This is a genomic window from Protaetiibacter mangrovi (assembly GCF_024752305.1).
Classification (GTDB): Bacteria; Actinomycetota; Actinomycetes; order Actinomycetales; family Microbacteriaceae; genus Homoserinibacter; species Homoserinibacter mangrovi.
In genome coordinates this window covers 422,964-439,107 of sequence record NZ_JANTHX010000004.1, presented here as the reverse complement: position 1 = coordinate 439,107, position 16,144 = coordinate 422,964, and the positions used below count along the sequence as shown (strand labels likewise).

General features: G+C 72.1%; 19 protein-coding genes and 1 tRNA gene. 9 read left to right on the top strand and 11 right to left on the bottom strand.

Annotation, left to right across the window (positions count from 1 at the left end):
- The first annotated feature begins 61 nt into the window (after positions 1-61).
- From pstC to pstB, 3 genes are read left to right on the top strand one after another with little or no spacing between them, the layout of a single operon-like run.
- Complete coding sequence (pstC, locus tag NUH29_RS04320) at positions 62-1,000, top strand: phosphate ABC transporter permease subunit PstC (protein ID WP_258797778.1); 939 nt, start codon at positions 62-64, stop codon at positions 998-1,000.
- The gene (gene pstA, locus NUH29_RS04315) at positions 1,000-2,082 is read left to right on the top strand and encodes a phosphate ABC transporter permease PstA (RefSeq protein ID WP_258797777.1); all 1,083 of its coding nucleotides are present in this window, start codon (positions 1,000-1,002) and stop codon (positions 2,080-2,082) included. The genes pstC and pstA overlap by 1 nt, the downstream gene beginning before the upstream one ends.
- A gap of 14 nt (positions 2,083-2,096) precedes the next feature.
- The gene (gene pstB / locus NUH29_RS04310) at positions 2,097-2,876 is read left to right on the top strand and encodes a phosphate ABC transporter ATP-binding protein PstB (protein WP_258797776.1); all 780 of its coding nucleotides are present in this window, start codon (positions 2,097-2,099) and stop codon (positions 2,874-2,876) included.
- A gap of 328 nt (positions 2,877-3,204) precedes the next feature.
- Here pstB and NUH29_RS04305 read toward each other — a convergent pair whose 3' ends face one another.
- Complete coding sequence (locus NUH29_RS04305) at positions 3,205-3,837, bottom strand: DNA-directed RNA polymerase subunit beta (RefSeq protein WP_258797775.1); 633 nt, start codon at positions 3,835-3,837, stop codon at positions 3,205-3,207.
- A 56-nt stretch (positions 3,838-3,893) separates the two neighbouring features.
- On the opposite strand from NUH29_RS04305, the gene NUH29_RS04300 reads away from it, so the two are divergent.
- Positions 3,894-3,966 (top strand) — tRNA-Lys (locus NUH29_RS04300).
- A 41-nt stretch (positions 3,967-4,007) separates the two neighbouring features.
- Positions 4,008-4,523, top strand: coding sequence for a hypothetical protein (locus NUH29_RS04295; protein ID WP_258797773.1), 516 nt, complete (start codon positions 4,008-4,010; stop codon positions 4,521-4,523).
- A gap of 9 nt (positions 4,524-4,532) precedes the next feature.
- Here the strand turns inward: NUH29_RS04295 and NUH29_RS04290 are convergent, their stop codons facing one another.
- Entirely contained in the window at positions 4,533-5,087 is a 555-nt protein-coding gene (locus tag NUH29_RS04290) for a ribonuclease H family protein (protein ID WP_258797772.1), read from the bottom strand.
- 48 nt (positions 5,088-5,135) lie between these two features.
- Complete coding sequence (locus tag NUH29_RS04285; RefSeq protein WP_258797771.1) at positions 5,136-5,453, bottom strand: YegP family protein; 318 nt, start codon at positions 5,451-5,453, stop codon at positions 5,136-5,138.
- Between the two features lie 100 nt (positions 5,454-5,553).
- Here NUH29_RS04285 and NUH29_RS04280 point away from each other — a divergent pair, with 100 nt between their 5' ends.
- Complete coding sequence (locus NUH29_RS04280; RefSeq protein WP_258797770.1) at positions 5,554-6,321, top strand: putative protein N(5)-glutamine methyltransferase; 768 nt, start codon at positions 5,554-5,556, stop codon at positions 6,319-6,321.
- A 136-nt stretch (positions 6,322-6,457) separates the two neighbouring features.
- Here NUH29_RS04280 and NUH29_RS04275 read toward each other — a convergent pair whose 3' ends face one another.
- From NUH29_RS04275 to NUH29_RS04250, 6 genes are all read right to left on the bottom strand, one after another.
- Positions 6,458-6,859, bottom strand: coding sequence for a VOC family protein (locus NUH29_RS04275; protein ID WP_258797769.1), 402 nt, complete (start codon positions 6,857-6,859; stop codon positions 6,458-6,460).
- Between the two features lie 19 nt (positions 6,860-6,878).
- Positions 6,879-7,301: a helix-turn-helix transcriptional regulator gene (locus tag NUH29_RS04270; protein ID WP_258797768.1), complete on the bottom strand. Its 423-nt coding sequence runs from the start codon at positions 7,299-7,301 to the stop codon at positions 6,879-6,881.
- A gap of 9 nt (positions 7,302-7,310) precedes the next feature.
- Positions 7,311-8,384 carry a VIT1/CCC1 transporter family protein gene (locus tag NUH29_RS04265; protein WP_258797767.1) on the bottom strand — a complete coding sequence of 358 codons (1,074 nt, stop codon included), beginning with the start codon at positions 8,382-8,384 and terminating at the stop codon, positions 7,311-7,313.
- A 76-nt stretch (positions 8,385-8,460) separates the two neighbouring features.
- Complete coding sequence (locus NUH29_RS04260) at positions 8,461-9,384, bottom strand: aldose 1-epimerase family protein (protein WP_258797766.1); 924 nt, start codon at positions 9,382-9,384, stop codon at positions 8,461-8,463.
- Positions 9,381-10,316, bottom strand: coding sequence for an aldose epimerase family protein (locus NUH29_RS04255; RefSeq protein WP_258797765.1), 936 nt, complete (start codon positions 10,314-10,316; stop codon positions 9,381-9,383). Before NUH29_RS04255 ends, NUH29_RS04260 begins: the two co-directional genes overlap by 4 nt.
- Positions 10,317-10,391: 75 nt before the next feature.
- Positions 10,392-11,204: a DeoR/GlpR family DNA-binding transcription regulator gene (locus NUH29_RS04250; protein WP_258797764.1), complete on the bottom strand. Its 813-nt coding sequence runs from the start codon at positions 11,202-11,204 to the stop codon at positions 10,392-10,394.
- A gap of 51 nt (positions 11,205-11,255) precedes the next feature.
- Here NUH29_RS04250 and galT point away from each other — a divergent pair, with 51 nt between their 5' ends.
- From galT to NUH29_RS04235, 3 genes are all read left to right on the top strand, one after another.
- Entirely contained in the window at positions 11,256-12,341 is a 1,086-nt protein-coding gene (gene galT, locus NUH29_RS04245; protein WP_258797763.1) for a galactose-1-phosphate uridylyltransferase, read from the top strand.
- Positions 12,338-13,504, top strand: a complete 1,167-nt coding sequence (gene galK / locus NUH29_RS04240; RefSeq protein ID WP_258797762.1) for a galactokinase — start codon at positions 12,338-12,340, stop codon at positions 13,502-13,504. Before galT ends, galK begins: the two co-directional genes overlap by 4 nt.
- A 110-nt stretch (positions 13,505-13,614) precedes the next feature.
- Positions 13,615-13,890: a Fe-S cluster assembly protein HesB gene (locus NUH29_RS04235; RefSeq protein ID WP_258797761.1), complete on the top strand. Its 276-nt coding sequence runs from the start codon at positions 13,615-13,617 to the stop codon at positions 13,888-13,890.
- Here the strand turns inward: NUH29_RS04235 and NUH29_RS04230 are convergent.
- Entirely contained in the window at positions 13,887-14,774 is an 888-nt protein-coding gene (locus NUH29_RS04230; RefSeq protein ID WP_258797760.1) for a bifunctional methylenetetrahydrofolate dehydrogenase/methenyltetrahydrofolate cyclohydrolase, read from the bottom strand. The genes NUH29_RS04235 and NUH29_RS04230 overlap by 4 nt on opposite strands.
- A 58-nt stretch (positions 14,775-14,832) precedes the next feature.
- A complete protein-coding gene (glyA, locus tag NUH29_RS04225) occupies positions 14,833-16,125 on the bottom strand; it encodes a serine hydroxymethyltransferase (RefSeq protein ID WP_258797759.1) in 1,293 nt (430 codons plus the stop codon).
- Between the last annotated feature and the right edge of the window lie 19 nt (positions 16,126-16,144).

Below are 16,144 nucleotides of genomic sequence, written 5' to 3'. Positions count from 1 at the left end.
CATTTGCACCGGGGGCCGCAGCCCGACACACTGAACCCGACACCGACCAAGACGAGGACCCATGACCGCCGCCCCGGCCCGGATCGCCGCGAAGAAGCGGCTCGGAGACACCCTGTTCTCCGGCGCAGCGCTCGCCGCGGGAACCCTCATCCTGGTCGTGCTCGCCGCGGTGGCCATCTTCCTGGTCGCCCAGTCGATCCCCGCGTTCCTGGTCGACCCGGCCGAGATCAAGGGCTCGCCCGACAGCTTCTGGAGCTACGTCGGCCCCCTCGTCTTCGGCACCGTGTGGGCCGCGGCCCTCGCGCTCATCATCGCGGTGCCCATCGCCCTCGGCATCTCGCTCTTCATCTCGCACTACGCACCGCGCCGCCTCGCCCAGGGCCTCGGCTACACGATCGACCTGCTCGCCGCGGTGCCGTCGGTCGTCTACGGCCTCTGGGGCGCCGGCGTGCTCGCCCCCGCCATCCAGCCCTTCTACGCCTGGCTGGTCGACAACGCCGGATGGTTCCCGCTGTTCACCCCGCCCGTGTCGGGCACCGGGCGCACCATCCTGACGGTGGCGATCGTGCTCGCCGTCATGATCCTGCCGATCATCACCGCGCTCTGCCGCGAGGTGTTCCTGCAGACGCCGAAGCTCCACGAGGAGGCGGCGCTCGCGCTCGGCGCGACCCGCTGGGAGATGATCCGGATGGCGGTGCTGCCGTTCGGTCGCCCCGGCATCATCTCGGCCGTCATGCTCGGCCTCGGCCGCGCCCTCGGCGAGACGATGGCCGTGGCCATGGTGCTCTCGCCCGCCGTCATCATCAGCTTCGTGCTGACGAGCTCGCAGAACCCGACGACCATCCCCGCGAACATCGCGCTCAACTACCCCGAAGCCCACGGCATCGGCGTGAACGTGCTCATCGCGACCGGCCTCATCCTCTTCGTCATCACCTTCGCGGTGAACTCGGTCGCGCGGTGGGCGGTCTCGCTGCGCAAGGAATTCTCGGGAGCCAACTGATGACGACCGGAACCCAGGCACCGCGCGTGATCGCCAACTCCTACACCGCGGGCAAGCTGCCCCGGTGGACGCCGTGGGCCGTGCTCGCCGTCGCCCTGGTGGTCTCGCTCGGCGCGGCCGCGATCATGGGGAGCCCCGAGGGCGAGTTCAACTGGATCCTCGGGATCATCGGCGGCGTGGTGCTGTTCGTGTTCGCCAACTGGCTGCTGTCGCGCCTCGTCGAGGGTGCGCGCCAGGCGACCAACCGCCTCATCACCTCGCTCGTGACGGGCGCGTTCGTGCTCGCCCTCATCCCGCTGATCTGGCTGACCCTGACGGTGGTCGTCAACGGCCTGCCGACCTTCCTCAACGGCACGTTCCTCAGCCAGTCGATGCGCAACGTCGTCGGCGAGGGCGGCGGCGCGCTGCACGCCATCGTCGGAACCCTGCTGATCACGGGTCTCGCCGCGGTCATCTCGATCCCGGTCGGGCTCATGACGGCGATCTACCTCGTCGAGTACGGCACCGGCCGCCTCGCCAAGGGCATCACCTTCTTCGTCGACGTGATGACCGGCATCCCCTCGATCGTCGCGGGCCTCGCGACCTACGCGGTGTTCGCCCTGATCTTCGGCGAGGGCGTGCGGATGGGCTTCGCCGGCTCGGTCGCCCTGTCGATCCTCATGATCCCGGTGGTGGTGCGCTCGAGCGAGGAGATCATCCGCCTCGTGCCCAACGAGCTGCGCGAGGCCTCCTACGCGCTCGGGGTGCCCAAGTGGCGCACCATCGCGAAGGTCGTGCTGCCGACCTCGATCGCGGGCATCACGACGGGCATCATGCTCTCGATCTCGCGCGTCATCGGCGAGACGGCGCCCCTGCTCATCGTGGCCGGCTTCACCGCGTCGATGAACTACAACCCGTTCTCGGAGCGCATGATGTCGCTGCCGGTGTTCGTCTACACGCAGTACGTGAGCCCCGGCACCGACGCGCAGTTCTACTTCGACCGCTCGTGGGCCGGCGCGCTCACCCTCATCCTCATCGTGGCGCTGCTCAACGCGATCGCCCGAATCGTGTCCCACTACTTCTCGCCCAAGACCGGGCGCTGATCGGTTAGGAACCCATGTCCAAGCGCATCGAAGTCCGCGACCTCGACGTCTACTACGGCACGTTCCGGGCCGTCGAGGGTGTGACCCTCACGATCGAACCGCGCACGGTGACCGCCTTCATCGGCCCGTCCGGATGCGGCAAGTCGACCTTCATCCGCACGCTCAACCGCATGCACGAGGTGATCCCGGGCGCGCGCGTCGACGGCGAGGTGCTCATCGACGGCAACAACCTCTACGGCCCGGGCGTCGACCCGGTGCTCGTGCGGCGCCAGGTGGGCATGGTGTTCCAGCGCCCGAACCCGTTCCCGACGATGTCGATCCGCGAGAACGTGCTCGCGGGCGTGCGGCTCAACAACACCCGCATGCCGAAGCAGGAGGCTGACGAACTCGTCGAGAAGTCGCTCATGGGTGCGAACCTGTGGAACGAGGTGAAGGACCGCCTCGACAAGCCGGGCTCGGGTCTCTCCGGCGGCCAGCAGCAGCGTCTCTGCATCGCGCGCACGATCGCGGTGTCGCCCGAGGTCATCCTGATGGACGAGCCCTGCTCGGCCCTCGACCCGATCTCGACCCTCGCCATCGAGGACCTCATCGAGGAGCTGAAGACCGAGTACACGATCGTGATCGTGACCCACAACATGCAGCAGGCGTCGCGCGTCTCCGACAAGACGGCGTTCTTCAACATCGAGGGCACCGGCAAGCCCGGCAAGCTCATCGAGTACGACGACACCACGACGATCTTCTCGAACCCGTCCGTGAAGGCCACCGAGGACTACGTCTCCGGCAAGTTCGGGTGACCCCCGCGGGCTCGTCCCGAATCACGGAGTCGGCGTGCTGCAGACGGACGCGGCAGCAACGCCAGGGCGTGAAAGTGCCGGGCCGCAGAACGCCTCTCGGCGCAAGGCCGCTCGAAGCGGCTAAAAGTGGAGCCCGGGGTTACTGCGGCCCGGCCCCGACAGTCTACGCGAGGGCGTCGCCGGGTGCCGGGGCCGCCGCATCCGCACGGCTGTCCTCAGAAATGCAGGAGATCCTCGGTCGAACGGGGAGCCGCATCCGTGTTCCGGGCCCGATCCGCAGAATCTCCTGCATTTCTGGGGTGGGGTGCTGCGGATGCCGCGGCGGCGGTCAGTCGAGCGAGTCGTCGCGGGCGAGGCGGGCGCAGGATGCCAGGTCCTCGGCGATCGTCGTGAGGCGGGCGGCCCGCGTCGTGAGCTCGGTCGAGCGCTCGGGCGCCGCCGCGTCCTGGTCATCGGCCACGGATGCGGCACCCGCCGCCTCGACACGGCAGAACGCCGCGGCGCGCTCCAGCGCATCCGCGAAGTCGCCCTCGAAGACGCCGCGCAGGATGCGGTCGGACAGCTCGAGCACCTCCTGGGGCCCTGCGGGAGTGGGCGCGCCCGCGACGATCGGGTCGATGGTGGCGAGCACCTCGGTGCCCCGCTGGAACAGCAGGGCGACGCCGTCCGGGTCCTGGCGGATCATCACCCGCAGCAGGTAGATGCGCCACAGGGCGCCCGGAAGGGTGCGCGGGCCGGACATCGCCCAGAGTTCCGCGATCGTCTCCAGGCCGTGCTCGTCGGTGAATCCGACGACCCGGTCGACGACGCTCGGATCCCCCGCGTCGCGCACCCGGGAGACGAGGCTGCGCGCGGTGTCGTGCGCGATGCGGCGGGTGACGGCGGGGTCGGGCGAGGAGCTCTCGAACGCCTCGAACTCGCGCCCGCCGAAGAGCGTGGGCTTGTGGAAGTCGTCGGCCATCGCCCCATTCTCCCCCGGCGACCGGCCACCCCGCTGACGGCTACCCTGGAGGCATCGGGCCTGTAGCTCAGTCGGTAGAGCATCGGACTTTTAATCCGCGGGTCGTGGGTTCGAGCCCCACCGGGCCCACCCCATTGCAGAGCGCGCGGAGCGTGCCTCAGGATGTCGTCATGTCCGGGAGTCGTGCGATCATCGCGGGGGCGGCCGTCGGCCTCGTCTGCGCTGTCGCACTCGGCGGGTGCACGCCCGCCCCATCCCCGCCGAGCCCGACACCGACACCGGGCCGGACGACGGCGTCCCCCACGCCGTCCGCCTCGCCGTCGTCCGCAGCTCCCGCACCCGTGCGCACGACGACGCCCACCCCCAAGATCGGTGGTTGGCCGATCGTGGATGCGGTGGATGCCGGCCCCCGCGAGTACGCGATCGGAACGGCCACGCTCGACGCCCGGGGCGTCGCCGTCGCCTACACGGTCGGCTCCGGGGACATCCTGGACTTCGTCGCCGAGCGATTCGGGCTCCCCGGGCCCTACATCGTCGCGCTCAACCAGATCCGCCGGGGGGCGACGGGGATGCTCTGGGAGGGCGACGTGCTCAACCTCGATCCGTACACGATCGCGTCGGTCGGCACCATCAACGGAGAGGTGCTGCACGAACCGGCCCCCACCGGCATGCCTGAGCAGCGTTAGCCGGGGACGCTACCGCCGCCCGACGCGATCCGCGGCGCCGCGCGGCGGGTCGACGGACACGTCGAGCTTCGGCTGCACCCCGCCGAGCGACGACCACTGCGACTCCTCGCCCTTCGCGGCGTGCTGGGAGGCGCGCACGGCGCGCTCGTCGGCCCAGCTGTTGAGGCGGTGGCCGGCGTGGCCGCGCACGTGCTCGAGCACGACATCCGGCAGACCCGCGGCGCGGCGGGCGTCGCGCACGGCGATCAGCTGCTCGAGGATCTCGCGGTTGGCGACCGGCTTCTTGGCGGAGGTGAGCCAACCGCGGCGCTTGTGGCCGTCCATCCACGACGAGTAGGTGTCGATCGCGTACTTCGAGTCGGCCTGCACGACGAGCTCTCGCACCTGCGCGTGGTCGCGGATCGCGTTCAGCAGCCCCAGCAGCTCGCCGATGTTGTTGGTGCCCGACGGCAGCGAACCGGCGGCCCACTCGCCGTCCTCCCCCACCCACGCCCAGCCGGCGGGGCCGGGGTTGCCTTTGCAGGCACCGTCGGTGGCGAGCACGTATCGGTCGGAGGCGGTCACCCTCCGAGTCTGCCAGCAGCCCCGGATACGCGCCGCCGCCCACGCGAGCTAGGGTCCCGCGGCTCCCGCGGCGTTGTCGCGCACGTTGTCGGCCGCCCGCTTGGCGTTGGACTTGGTGGCGAACGACTCCCCCGGCACGGCCACGATGTGGTTGCCGCGATGGGCACGCCAGCGCCATTTGCCGCCCGCATCCTCGTAGAGCTCGAAGTGCGCCTCGCTCGCGCCGACCTTGAACGACTCGGCGGCCCGCTTGGCGTTGGACTTCGAGGCGAACGACTCGCCCGCCCACGCCACCTGCTGACCGTTGCCCGACAGCAGCCACCATGAGAAGTGGCCGCCCGCGTCGGCCTTCACATCGAATCGCACGGCACTGTGCTCCTCTCCCCGGTCCGCACGGCCGGTGCGGTCAGTATGCTCCCGGCCCGAACCGCTGTCCACGGTCGTCGGATGCCGTACGGTTGCCCGCGTGAACACCCCGGATCCGCTGGTCGAGCGGCTGCGCGCGGCGGGCTGCGTGTTCGCCGAGGACGAGGCCGAGCTGCTGCGGGATGCGGCATCCGGTGACGCGCTGGAGGCGCTCGTCGAGCGCCGCATCGCCGGCGAGCCGCTCGAGCCGCTGCTCGGCTGGGCGGGGTTCGCGGGGCTGCGGGTGACCGTCGCGCCGGGGGTCTTCGTGCCGCGGGTGCGCAGCGAACTGCTCGTCGATGCGGCGCTCGACGGGCTGCCCGACGACGCTGTGGCGGTGGAACTGTGCTGCGGAGTCGCGGCGATCGCCGCCGCGATCGCGGCGACCCGGCCCGACGCGCAGGTGTGGGCGTGCGACATCGACCCCGATGCGGTCGCCGTCGCCCGCAGCAACCTGCCCCCGGAGCGCGTGCTCGAGGGCGACCTCTACGCGCCGCTGCCCGCAGAGCTCCGCGGGCGGGTCGCGCTGCTCGTCGCGAACGCCCCCTACGTGCCGAGCGACGAGATCGCCTTCATGCCCTCCGAGGCGCGCGACCACGAGCATCGGGTCGCCCTCGACGGCGGCGTGGGCGGTCTCGAGGTGCAGGCACGGGTGGCCGCCGGATGCCGGGAGTGGCTGGCGCCCGGCGGTCGCGTGATCATCGAGACGAGCGAGCGCCAGGCGCCGCGCACGGCGTCACTACTCGTGGAGCAGGGGCTCGCGGTGCGGGTGGTGCGCGACGAGGAGCGGGACGGCACGTGCGTCGTCGGGGTGGCGCACCCCCGCTGATCGGGTAGCCGCCGCAGGCGGCGTGTCGAGATCACTCCGGCACGCCGCGGCTTCGACACGCGCCCTCCGGGCGCTGCTCAACCCACTGACGAGCACATGCGTCCAGCGCCCGTCGGGCAGCATCACCGCGCACACGTCAGTGCTGGGTGAGGCGCAGCTGGTTGCCGGCCGGGTCGCGGAACGCGGCGTCGCGCACGCCCCACGGCTGGTCCATCGGCTCCTGGATCACGTCGGCGCCCGATGCGGCGATCCGCTCGAAGTCGGCGTCGAGGTCGTCGGTGGCGAGCACGAGCCCGCCGAGCACGCCCTTCGCGAGCAGATCGGCCATGACCTCGCGGTCGGCATCCGACTCCCCCGCGCCCACCGGGGTGAGCACGATCGAGACATCGGAACCGGCGGGGGCGAGGGTGATCCACCGCATCCCGCCGCCCATGTCGACGTCGTTCGACACCTCGAAGCCCACCACGTCGCGGTAGAAGCCGAGGGCCGCCTCCGCGTCGTCGAAGGCGATGTAGCTGTGCTGGATTCTGATCGTCATGCCGCAACGCTACGGCGGCTCAGGCGGTCGACGCTTCTCGATTCCTGACCGGACGGGTCACCGTCTTCGCGACGCACGGGATGTCGTCGAGCGCCGACTCGGACGCATCGGGATGCGCCGCGGCGCGATAGGCGCTCGGGCTCACGCCGACGAGCTTCGTGAAGCTCGCGCTGAACGAACCGAGCGAGGTGCAGCCGACCGCCACGCACACCTCCGTCACGCTCAGGTCGCCCCGGCGCAGCAGCGCCTTCGCCCGTTCGATGCGGCGGGTCATGAGGTAGCCGTAGGGGGTCTCGCCGTAGGCGGCGCGGAAGCTGCGGGCGAAGTGGCCGCTCGACATGAGCGCGGTGCGCGCGAGCGCCTCGACGTCGAGCGGCTGCGCGTACTCGCGGTCGATGCGGTCGCGCGCCTTGCGCAGCAGCACGAGGTCGGCGCGGTCCATGGGTCAGTTCTACCCCAGGGTCGCGCCGAAGAGGAGGCCGAGGACGTAGGTGGCGGCGGCGGCGCCGTAGCCGATGGCGAGCTGCCGCAGCGCCCGGAACAGCGGCGAGGTGCCGGAGAGGATTCCGACCACGGCGCCCGTGCCGAGCAGCGCGAGGCCGACGAGCGCGGAGGCGAGCGCGACGGCCCCGAAGCCGGTCATCCCGAACAGGTAGGGCAGCACGGGGATGAGCGCGCCGGATGCGAAGAACAGGAAGCTCGACACCGCGGCACGCCACGGCGAGCCGACCGCCTCATCCGGATCGACCTCCTCGGGGGGCGCGTCGGCGTCGAGGTGCAGCGTCGCGAGCACGCCCTGCGCGTGGTCCTCGGCCTCGTCCTGGGTCATGCCGCGCGCGCGGTAGACGAGCGCCAGCTCGTTGGCGTCGACGTCGAGGTGCGGCAGCGCCGACTGCGACTCGGGGTCGGGGCGGGATGCCGCCAGCAGCTCACGCTGGGACTTCACCGACACGTACTCCCCCGCCCCCATCGAGAGCGCCCCCGCGAGCAGGCCCGCGATGCCCGTGAACAGCACGACCTGAGGCGCCGCGCCGGTCGCGCCGATGCCGAGCACGAGGGCGAGGTTCGACACGAGGCCGTCGTTCGCCCCGAACACCGCGGCCCGGAAGCTCCCCGAGAGGCGCGTGCGCCCGCGGGCGGCGAGCCCGCGCAGCACCTCGCCGTGGATCCGCTCGTCGGCCGCCATCTGCTCGGTCGCGTGCGGGTCGTCGTCGTAGGGCGAGCGCCCCTCGGCCTGCTGAGCCAGCGCCAGCACGAAGAGGAAACCGAGCCGCCGCGCGAGGAAGCCGAGCAGCCGGGTGCGGATTCCGGGTCGCGGCGCGGGGTCCGCACGGTCGCCGAGCAGCGCCAGCCAGTGGCTCTCGTGGCGGGATTCGGCGTCGGCGAGGGCGAGCAGGATGTCGCGCTCCTGCCCCTCCCGCCGCCCGGCGAGGTCGCGGTAGATGCGGGCCTCCGCGCGCTCGGCCGCGAGGTAGCCGCGCCAGCGCCGGATCTGGGCGGGGGTGGGGGTGTCGGGGGATGTCACCGATTCATTCTGCCGACCGCATACGTTTTGCGGGGGGCCGAAGATCTCGATACGCCGCCCTACGGGCGACACTCGATCAGCGGGGAGCGGGACGGTAGCGCAGGCCCCAGGTGCCCTCGTAGCTCTCACCCGGCGCGAGCCAGATGAGGTCGTCGCCCGAGTTGAGCGCGTCGGGCGGGGCCGTCATCGGCTCGATCGCGACCGCGGTGCCGAGACCGTCGGCCTTCGGGAAGATCGGCGTGGTGAAGATCTGCAGGTAGCGCCAGTCGGCGTCCTGCCAGACCTCGAGCCGCGAACCATCCGGAGCGGTCAGCGTCGCCGTCACGCCGTCTGCGGGCGTGAGCCCCCGGAACGCGGTGTCGAGCTCGAGCTCGCCGACCGGCACGCCGCCGCGCAGCTCGGTGCCGCCGGAGACCGGGTGCCACGCGATCGGGTCGAGACGCTCGTCGACCTCGAGGTACTCGTCGGCGGGCACCGTCAGCACCAGGTCGGCGACGTCGAAGTCGCCGATCCGCGGATACGGATGCGTTCCGGTCGCGTAGGGCGCGCGCACCGCCGAGAGGTTGCGGGCGCCGTGGGTGACCGCGAGGCCGTCCGGGGTGAGCTCGAAGCGCACCCAGGTGTCGAGCAGGAACGGCCAGCCGTGCTGGGGGTGGATGGTGGCGCCGAGGGTGATGGCGGCATCCGTGCGCTCGCGCACCTCGTACTCGGCGAACTCGAGCAGGCCGTGCAGGGCGCCTCCGCGCTTCGGCTCGGTGATGTCGAACTGCTGCACCTGGCCGTCGAGCAGCCAGCGGCCGGCGCGCACCCGATTCGGCCACGGGGCGAGCGCGATGCCCGCGCAGAACGGCGGCGGCGCGGTCTCGAGGGGCAGCGGCTCGACGAGGTCGACCCCGCCCACCTGCAGCCGGCACAGCACGGCCGCGACCGTGCCCACCTCGGCGACGGCGTCGCCGAGGTGCAGCTCGAACCGCTCGCCGACTCCCGTGATGGTGCTCATGCGTTCTCCTCGTATCGGATGCCCCACGACGCCTGCCAGCTCTCGCCCGGCTCCAGCCACACGAGCCCCTCGCCCGAGTTGAGGGCGTCGGGGGCGGCCGTCATCGGCTCGAGGGCGACGGCGAGCGCCGCCGCCTCGGCGCCGTCGGCGTCGACGTGCGGGAAGTCGCGCGGGGTGTAGGCCTGCAGCCAGCGGAAGGCGGGGTCCTGCCAGACCACGGTGCGGACTCCGTCCGGGGCGATGAGGGCGGCCGCCCCCTCCGGGCCGGTCGCGACATCCTGGTAGGCGACGTTGAGGTCGAGCCCGCCGAGGGGGCGGGGCGTGCGCACGTCGAGCGGGCCCCCCGTCTCGACCTCGCGCACCGCCACGGGCACGAGCGCCTCGTCGAGCTCGAGATAGCGGTCGCCGCCGCGCACCTCGAGCGCGACCTCGTCGAGCGGCCCGGCGCCGACGCGCAGGTACGGATGCGCGCCGACCGCCCAGGGAGCGCGTGCCGAGCCGAGGTTGCGGGCGGTGTGCGTGACGGTGAGGCCGTCGTCGGAGAGCGCGTAGCGCACGGTCGTGTCGAGCAGGAACGGCCAGCCGTGCTGGGGGTGGATGCGGGCCGCCAGCGTGACCGCGGCATCCGTGCGGTCGGCGACGCGATAGGCGGTGTTGCGCAGCAGGCCGTGGATGGCGTTGCCGCGGCTCGGGTCGGTGACGTCGAGGAACTGCTCGACCCCGTCGTGCGTCCAGCGCGCCCCGCGCACCCGGTTGGGCCACGGCGCGAGCACGATGCCGTGCCCGTGCGAGGGGATGCGGGTGTCGGGGGTGCGCTCGGCGAGCTCGACGCCGCGCACCTCGAGCCCGGCGAGGGCCGCCGCGAGAGGCGCGATGCGGGCCGTGGAGGCGGCCGTGCGCAGTTCGATCACGTCACCGAGGGGGGAATGCACGGTGACGAGCCTAGCCACCGGTGAGGGGTCGCAAAGTGCACCCGACACGCCGCCGCAGGTGCACTTTGCGACCCCTCACCCATCGGCACGGATGACGCGGACCCCGAGGGCGGCGAGCGCGGATGCCGCGGTCGAGGCGGCGTCGGACCAGGGGCCGGCCGTCACGATGGTGGTCGACGCGTCGGCCAGGCCGATGGTGCCGAGGTGGCGCGCGCCGAGCTTGGCCGACTCGGCCACCACCAGGTGGGTGGCGGATGCGGCGAGCATCGCGCGCTTCACCTCGGCCTCCGCGAGGTTGAGGTTGGTGACGCGCCCCTCGGCGTCCACGCCGTTGCAGCCGAGGACCGCGAGGTCGACGTGCAGGCCCGCGATCGACTCGGAGGCGCCCGGGTCGACGAGCGAGTGCTGCAGCGGACGCAGGGTGCCGCCGGTGAGGACGACGGTGATGCGCGGTACGGCGGCCTCGAGGGCGAGCGCGATCGAGAGCCCGTTGGTGACGACGACGAGCTCGTCGAGGTCGCCGCGCTCCACCCGGTCGACGAGGGCGTGGGCGACGGCGAGCGTGGTCGAGCCCACGTCGAGCAGCACGCTCGTGCCGCTGCCGACGAGCGAGGCCGCCCGCCGTCCGATCGCCCGCTTGGCCGCGGCATCCCGCGCCGAGACGCGCTCGAGGGGCTCCTCACGCGGCCCGGCGAGCACGGGCAAGGCGGAGCCGTGCACCCGGCGCACCAGCCCGGCCCCCTCGAGCAGCCCCAGGTCCGAGCGGATCGTGACCTCGCTCACGCCGAACCAGGCGGCCGCTTCGGCGACCCGCAGGATGCCGTCTTCGCGGACCCGCTCGGCGATCCGCGCGCGCCGCAGCTCGGCGGGAAGCGCGGCATCCGTCATACTTTCGAAACCTTTCGATTCAGCAAGATCCGCTTACGTTATCGTAAGTGCATGACCGGTGTCACCCGCCGCGTCGCGCGCATGGCCGACGGACGCGAGCTGCTCTACTTCGACGACGCCGACTCGACGCTCCCACCCGAGCGCCGACTCGACGAACGCGCGCTCGACCCCCGACCCGCGACCGCGACCATGCGCCAGGACGTGCTCACCGGCGACTGGGTCTCGGTGGCCTCCGCCCGCAACAACCGCGTCTTCCTGCCGCCGGCCCACCTCGACCCGCTCGCCCCCCAGACGGCCGAGAACCCGTCGGAGATCCCCGACCAGTACGACGTCGTCGTGTTCGAGAACCGCTCGCCCTCGTTCGGTCCCGAGACCGACGGACCCGTGCCGCCGCCGGGCATCGGATACGACCGCACCTCGCCGTCGGTGGGTCGCTGCGAGGTCGTGTGCTTCAGCCCCGAGTCGACCGGATCGCTCGGCACCCAGTCGGTCAGCCGCATCCGCACCGTCATCGAGGCGTGGGCGGACCGCACGCGCGAGCTGTCGGCCCTGCCCGGCGTCGCGCAGGTGTTCCCGTTCGAGAACCGCGGCGAGGCGATCGGGGTGACCCTCGGGCATCCGCACGGCCAGATCTACGCGTACCCCTACGTGACCCCGCGCACCCGCTCGACGCTCGCCTCGATCGCCGAACTCGGTCCCGACCTCTTCGCCCGCATCCTCGAGCGCGAGCAGGCCGGCCCGCGGGTCGTGCTGTCCGGCGGGCACTGGACCGCCTTCGTGCCCTTCGCCGCCCGCTGGCCCGTCGAGCTGCATCTGCTGCCGCACCGCCACGTGCCCGACATCGACGCCCTCGACGAGGCGGAGCGCACAGAGCTCGCGACCGTCTTCAAGCGCCTGCTGCAGGGGCTCGACGCGCTCTACGACACCCCGACGCCCTACATCGGCGCCTGGCACCAGGCCCCCGTGCGCGAGGGCCGCGACGAGGTGCGGCTCATGCTGCAGATCACCTCGCCCCGCCGCGCCGCCGACCGGCTCAAGTTCCTCGCCGGCTCGGAGGCCGCCATGGGCGCCTGGGTGGCGGATATCGTTCCGGAGGATGCGGCCGCACGGCTGCGGGAGGCGGTGGCGTCGGTATGACGCAGGATCTGCGCGAACTGGTGCGCGCCGAGTTCACCCAGGCGTACGGCACCGAGCCGATCGGCGTGTGGTCGTCGCCGGGCCGGGCGAACCTCATCGGCGAGCACACCGACTACAACGACGGCTTCGTGCTGCCGTTCGGCATCGACCGCCGCACCTTCGCGGCGGTGGGCGTGCGCGACGACGCCCGCATCCGCGTCGGCTCGACCTTCTCGGACGAGATCGCCGAGATCGACCTCGCGCAGCTCTCTCCGGATGCCGTGAGCGGCTGGGCCGCGTACCCGCTCGGCGTCGCGTGGGCGCTCGGCGAGCTCGGGCACGCCGACCTCGCGGCGGTGCCGGGCGTCGACATCATGCTCGAGTCGGACGTGCCGGTCGGCGCGGGGCTCTCCTCCTCTGCCGCGATCGAGGGCGCCGTGGCGTTCGCGCTCGCCGAGCTGTGGCGGCTCGACCTCGACCGGGTCGAGCTCGCCCGGGTCGGCCGGAAGGCCGAGAACGACTTCGTGGGCGCCCCCACCGGCATCATGGACCAGATGGCCTCGCTGCTCGGCCGCGACGACGCCGCCGTCTTCATCGACTGCCGCACCCAGCAGGCCGAGGCGGTCGACCTGAAACTCGCCGAGCACGATCTCGCGATCCTCGTGATCGACACCCAGGTCGAGCACCAGCACGCCTCGGGCGGCTACCGCGAACGACGCGCCTCCTGCGAGGCCGGGGCGGCCGCGCTCGGCGTCGCCTCGCTGCGCGACGTGACCGTCGACGACCTCGCCCGCGCCCGCGAGGTGCTCGACGACGTGACGTTCCGCCGCGTGCGGCACGTCGTCACCGAGAACCAGCGGGTGCTCGACACCGTGGCGACCCTCGCATCCGACGGTCCGACGGCGATCGGCGAGCTGCTCGACGCCTCGCACCGCTCGATGCGCGACGACTTCGAGATCTCGGTTCCCGAGCTCGACCTGGCGGTCGAGACCGTCCAGGCGAACGGCGCCATCGGCGCCCGGATGACGGGCGGCGGCTTCGGCGGCTCGGCGATCGCCCTCGTGCATCGCGACCTCGTCTCGCGTCTGCAGGTCGCCGTCGACGGCGCCTTCGCCGAGCACGGATTCGGCCAGCCGATCACCTTCACCGTCACCCCGAGCGCAGGGGCGCGGCGCGAGTCCTAGCCTGGCAATCCCCTCCGTAAACCCGGCGACTCGCCGCCGAAGGGGTTGCGGCGTCCCCTGATTCTCGGAATCGTGGCCGACTTCGAAACCCAAGGGAAAGGGGAACCGCAATGCTCACCCTCACCGAGAACGCCGGCACCGTCGTCTCCGACCTGGTCTCGCGCGCGAGCGAGACCGACACGGCCGGGCTGCGCATCCAGCAGGGCGACAACCGCTTCGACATCGCGATCGCGGACGCCCCCGCGCCCAGCGAGGTCGTCGTGGAGCAGTCCGGGGCGCGCGTCTTCATGGACGGGCCGGTCGCCCAGGTGCTCGACGAGATGACGCTCGACGCGCAGATCGACGGCACGGGCAACATCCGCTTCGCCCTCGCGCCGCAGCTCTAGGAGTTCGCGAGTCGCCTCTCGGCGGCCTCGACCACGTTCGCGATCAGCATCGCGCGCGTCATCGGGCCGACACCGCCGGGGTTCGGCGACAGCCAGCCGGCGACGTCCGCCACATCGGGGTGGACGTCGCCGGCGAGCTTCGCCCGGCCGGATTCCGTCATCCCGACCCGCGTGACGCCCACGTCGAGCACGGCCGCACCGGGCTTCACCCACTCCGGCTTCACGAAGTGCGGCACGCCGACCGCGGCGACCACGATGTCCGCCCGCGCCACCTCGGACGCGATGTCGGTCGTGCGCGAGTGCGTCAGGGTGACCGTCGCGTCGACGCCCTTGCGGGTGAAGACGAGCCCGAGCGGTCGACCCACGGTCAGGCCGCGCCCGATGATGGTCACGTGCTTCCCGGCGATCGGCACGTCGTGTCGGCGCAGCAGCTCGACGACCCCCGCAGGGGTGCACGGCAGCGGCGAGTGCAGCTCGCCCTCCACGCCGAGCACGAGCCGCCCGAGGTTGGTCGGGTGCAGGCCGTCGGCGTCCTTGTCGGGGTCGATGAGCTCGAGCATCGCGTTCTCGTCGATGCCGGCCGGCAGCGGCAGCTGCACGATGTAGCCGGTGACCTCGGGGTTCGCGTTCAGCCGCGCGATGGCCGCGCGCACATCCGCCTCGCTCGCATCGGCCGGCAGCTCCTCCCGGATGGAGCGGATACCGACCTCGGCGGAGTCGCGGTGCTTGCCGGTCACGTAGGAGACCGATCCGGGATCCGCGCCGACGAGCAGCGTGCCGAGCCCGGGCACGACGCCCCGCGCGGCGAGCGCCGCCACCCGCTGCGTCAGCTCCCCCTTGATCGCCGACGCCGTCGCGATCCCGTCGAGTACCTGTGCCGTCATGCTCGAGGCGTCACTTTCTGTCGTTTCGGGGCGCGCTCAGGCGACACCAACTGACGCCTCAGGCCCAGGTGCTCGGGGAGGTGAGGCCCTCGTAGAGGGGGAAGGCGTCGGCGAGGGTCGCGACACGGGCGCGCAGCGCCGGGATGTCGGCGCCGGGCTGCAGGGCGAGGGCGATGATGTCGGCCACCTCGGTGAACTCCGCGTCGCCGAAGCCGCGCGTCGCGAGCGCCGGGGTGCCGATCCGGATGCCGGAGGTCACCATCGGCGGGCGCGGGTCGTTCGGCACCGAGTTCTTGTTGACCGTGATGCCGACCTCGTGCAGGCGGTCCTCGGCCTCCTTGCCGCTGAACTCGGAGGTGCGCAGGTCGACGAGCACGAGGTGCACGTCGGTGCCGCCGGTCAGCACGTCGACGCCCGCGGCCTTCGCATCCGGGGCGGTCAGGCGCTCGGCGAGGATCGCGGCGCCGCGCACGGTGCGCTCCTGGCGGTCGCGGAACTCGGGGGTGCCCGCGAGCTTGAACGCGGTCGCCTTCGCGGCGATCACGTGCATGAGCGGGCCGCCCTGCTGCCCGGGGAACACGTTCGAGTTGATCTTCTTGGCGAGCTCCTCGTCGTTGGTGAGGATGAAGCCCGAGCGGGGTCCGCCGATGGTCTTGTGCACCGTCGAGCTCGTCACGTGCGCGTACGGCACGGGCGAGGGGTGCAGCCCCGCGGCCACGAGTCCTGCGAAGTGGGCCATGTCGACCCAGAGCTTCGCGCCGACCTCGTCGGCGATCGAACGGAACGCGGCGAAGTCGAGCTGACGCGGGTAGGCCGACCAGCCGGCGATGATCACCTGCGGCTGCACCTCGAGCGCAACCCGGCGCACCTCGTCGATGTCGACCCGGAAGGTCTCGGGGTCGACCTTGTACGAGTGCGCCTCGTAGAGCTTGCCCGAGAAGTTGAGCTTCATGCCGTGCGTGAGGTGCCCGCCGTGGGCGAGCTCGAGGCCGAGGATCCGGTCGCCCGGCTGCGCGATCGCGGCCAGCACGGCGGCGTTGGCGGAGGCGCCGGAGTGCGGCTGCACGTTCGCGTACGCGGCGCCGAACAGCTCCTTGGCGCGCTCGATCGCGAGGGTCTCGACCACGTCGACGAACTCGCAGCCGCCGTAGTAGCGGCGGCCCGGGTAGCCCTCGGCGTACTTGTTGGTGAGCACGGAGCCCTGCGCCTCGAGCACGGCACGCGGCACGAAGTTCTCTGAGGCGATCATCTCGAGCGTCGAGCGCTGGCGACCGAGCTCGGCCTCGAGCGCGGCGGCGACCTCGGGGTCGACCTCGGCGAGGGGGGAGAGGAAGGTGGATTCGGTGCTCACTGGCGCTCCTTACGTCACG

Coding starts and splice junctions, on each gene's coding strand:
- pstC (WP_258797778.1), top strand. CDS start 62: ATGACCGCCGCCCCGGCCCGGATCGCCGCGAAGAAGCGGCTCGGAGAC.
- NUH29_RS04295 (WP_258797773.1), top strand. CDS start 4,008: ATGTCCGGGAGTCGTGCGATCATCGCGGGGGCGGCCGTCGGCCTCGTC.
- galK (WP_258797762.1), top strand. CDS start 12,338: ATGACGCAGGATCTGCGCGAACTGGTGCGCGCCGAGTTCACCCAGGCG.
- NUH29_RS04275 (WP_258797769.1), bottom strand. CDS start 6,859: ATGACGATCAGAATCCAGCACAGCTACATCGCCTTCGACGACGCGGAG.
- galT (WP_258797763.1), top strand. CDS start 11,256: ATGACCGGTGTCACCCGCCGCGTCGCGCGCATGGCCGACGGACGCGAG.
- NUH29_RS04230 (WP_258797760.1), bottom strand. CDS start 14,774: ATGACGGCACAGGTACTCGACGGGATCGCGACGGCGTCGGCGATCAAG.
- pstA (WP_258797777.1), top strand. CDS start 1,000: ATGACGACCGGAACCCAGGCACCGCGCGTGATCGCCAACTCCTACACC.
- NUH29_RS04235 (WP_258797761.1), top strand. CDS start 13,615: ATGCTCACCCTCACCGAGAACGCCGGCACCGTCGTCTCCGACCTGGTC.
- NUH29_RS04250 (WP_258797764.1), bottom strand. CDS start 11,204: ATGACGGATGCCGCGCTTCCCGCCGAGCTGCGGCGCGCGCGGATCGCC.
- NUH29_RS04270 (WP_258797768.1), bottom strand. CDS start 7,301: ATGGACCGCGCCGACCTCGTGCTGCTGCGCAAGGCGCGCGACCGCATC.
- NUH29_RS04260 (WP_258797766.1), bottom strand. CDS start 9,384: ATGAGCACCATCACGGGAGTCGGCGAGCGGTTCGAGCTGCACCTCGGC.
- NUH29_RS04305 (WP_258797775.1), bottom strand. CDS start 3,837: ATGGCCGACGACTTCCACAAGCCCACGCTCTTCGGCGGGCGCGAGTTC.
- pstB (WP_258797776.1), top strand. CDS start 2,097: ATGTCCAAGCGCATCGAAGTCCGCGACCTCGACGTCTACTACGGCACG.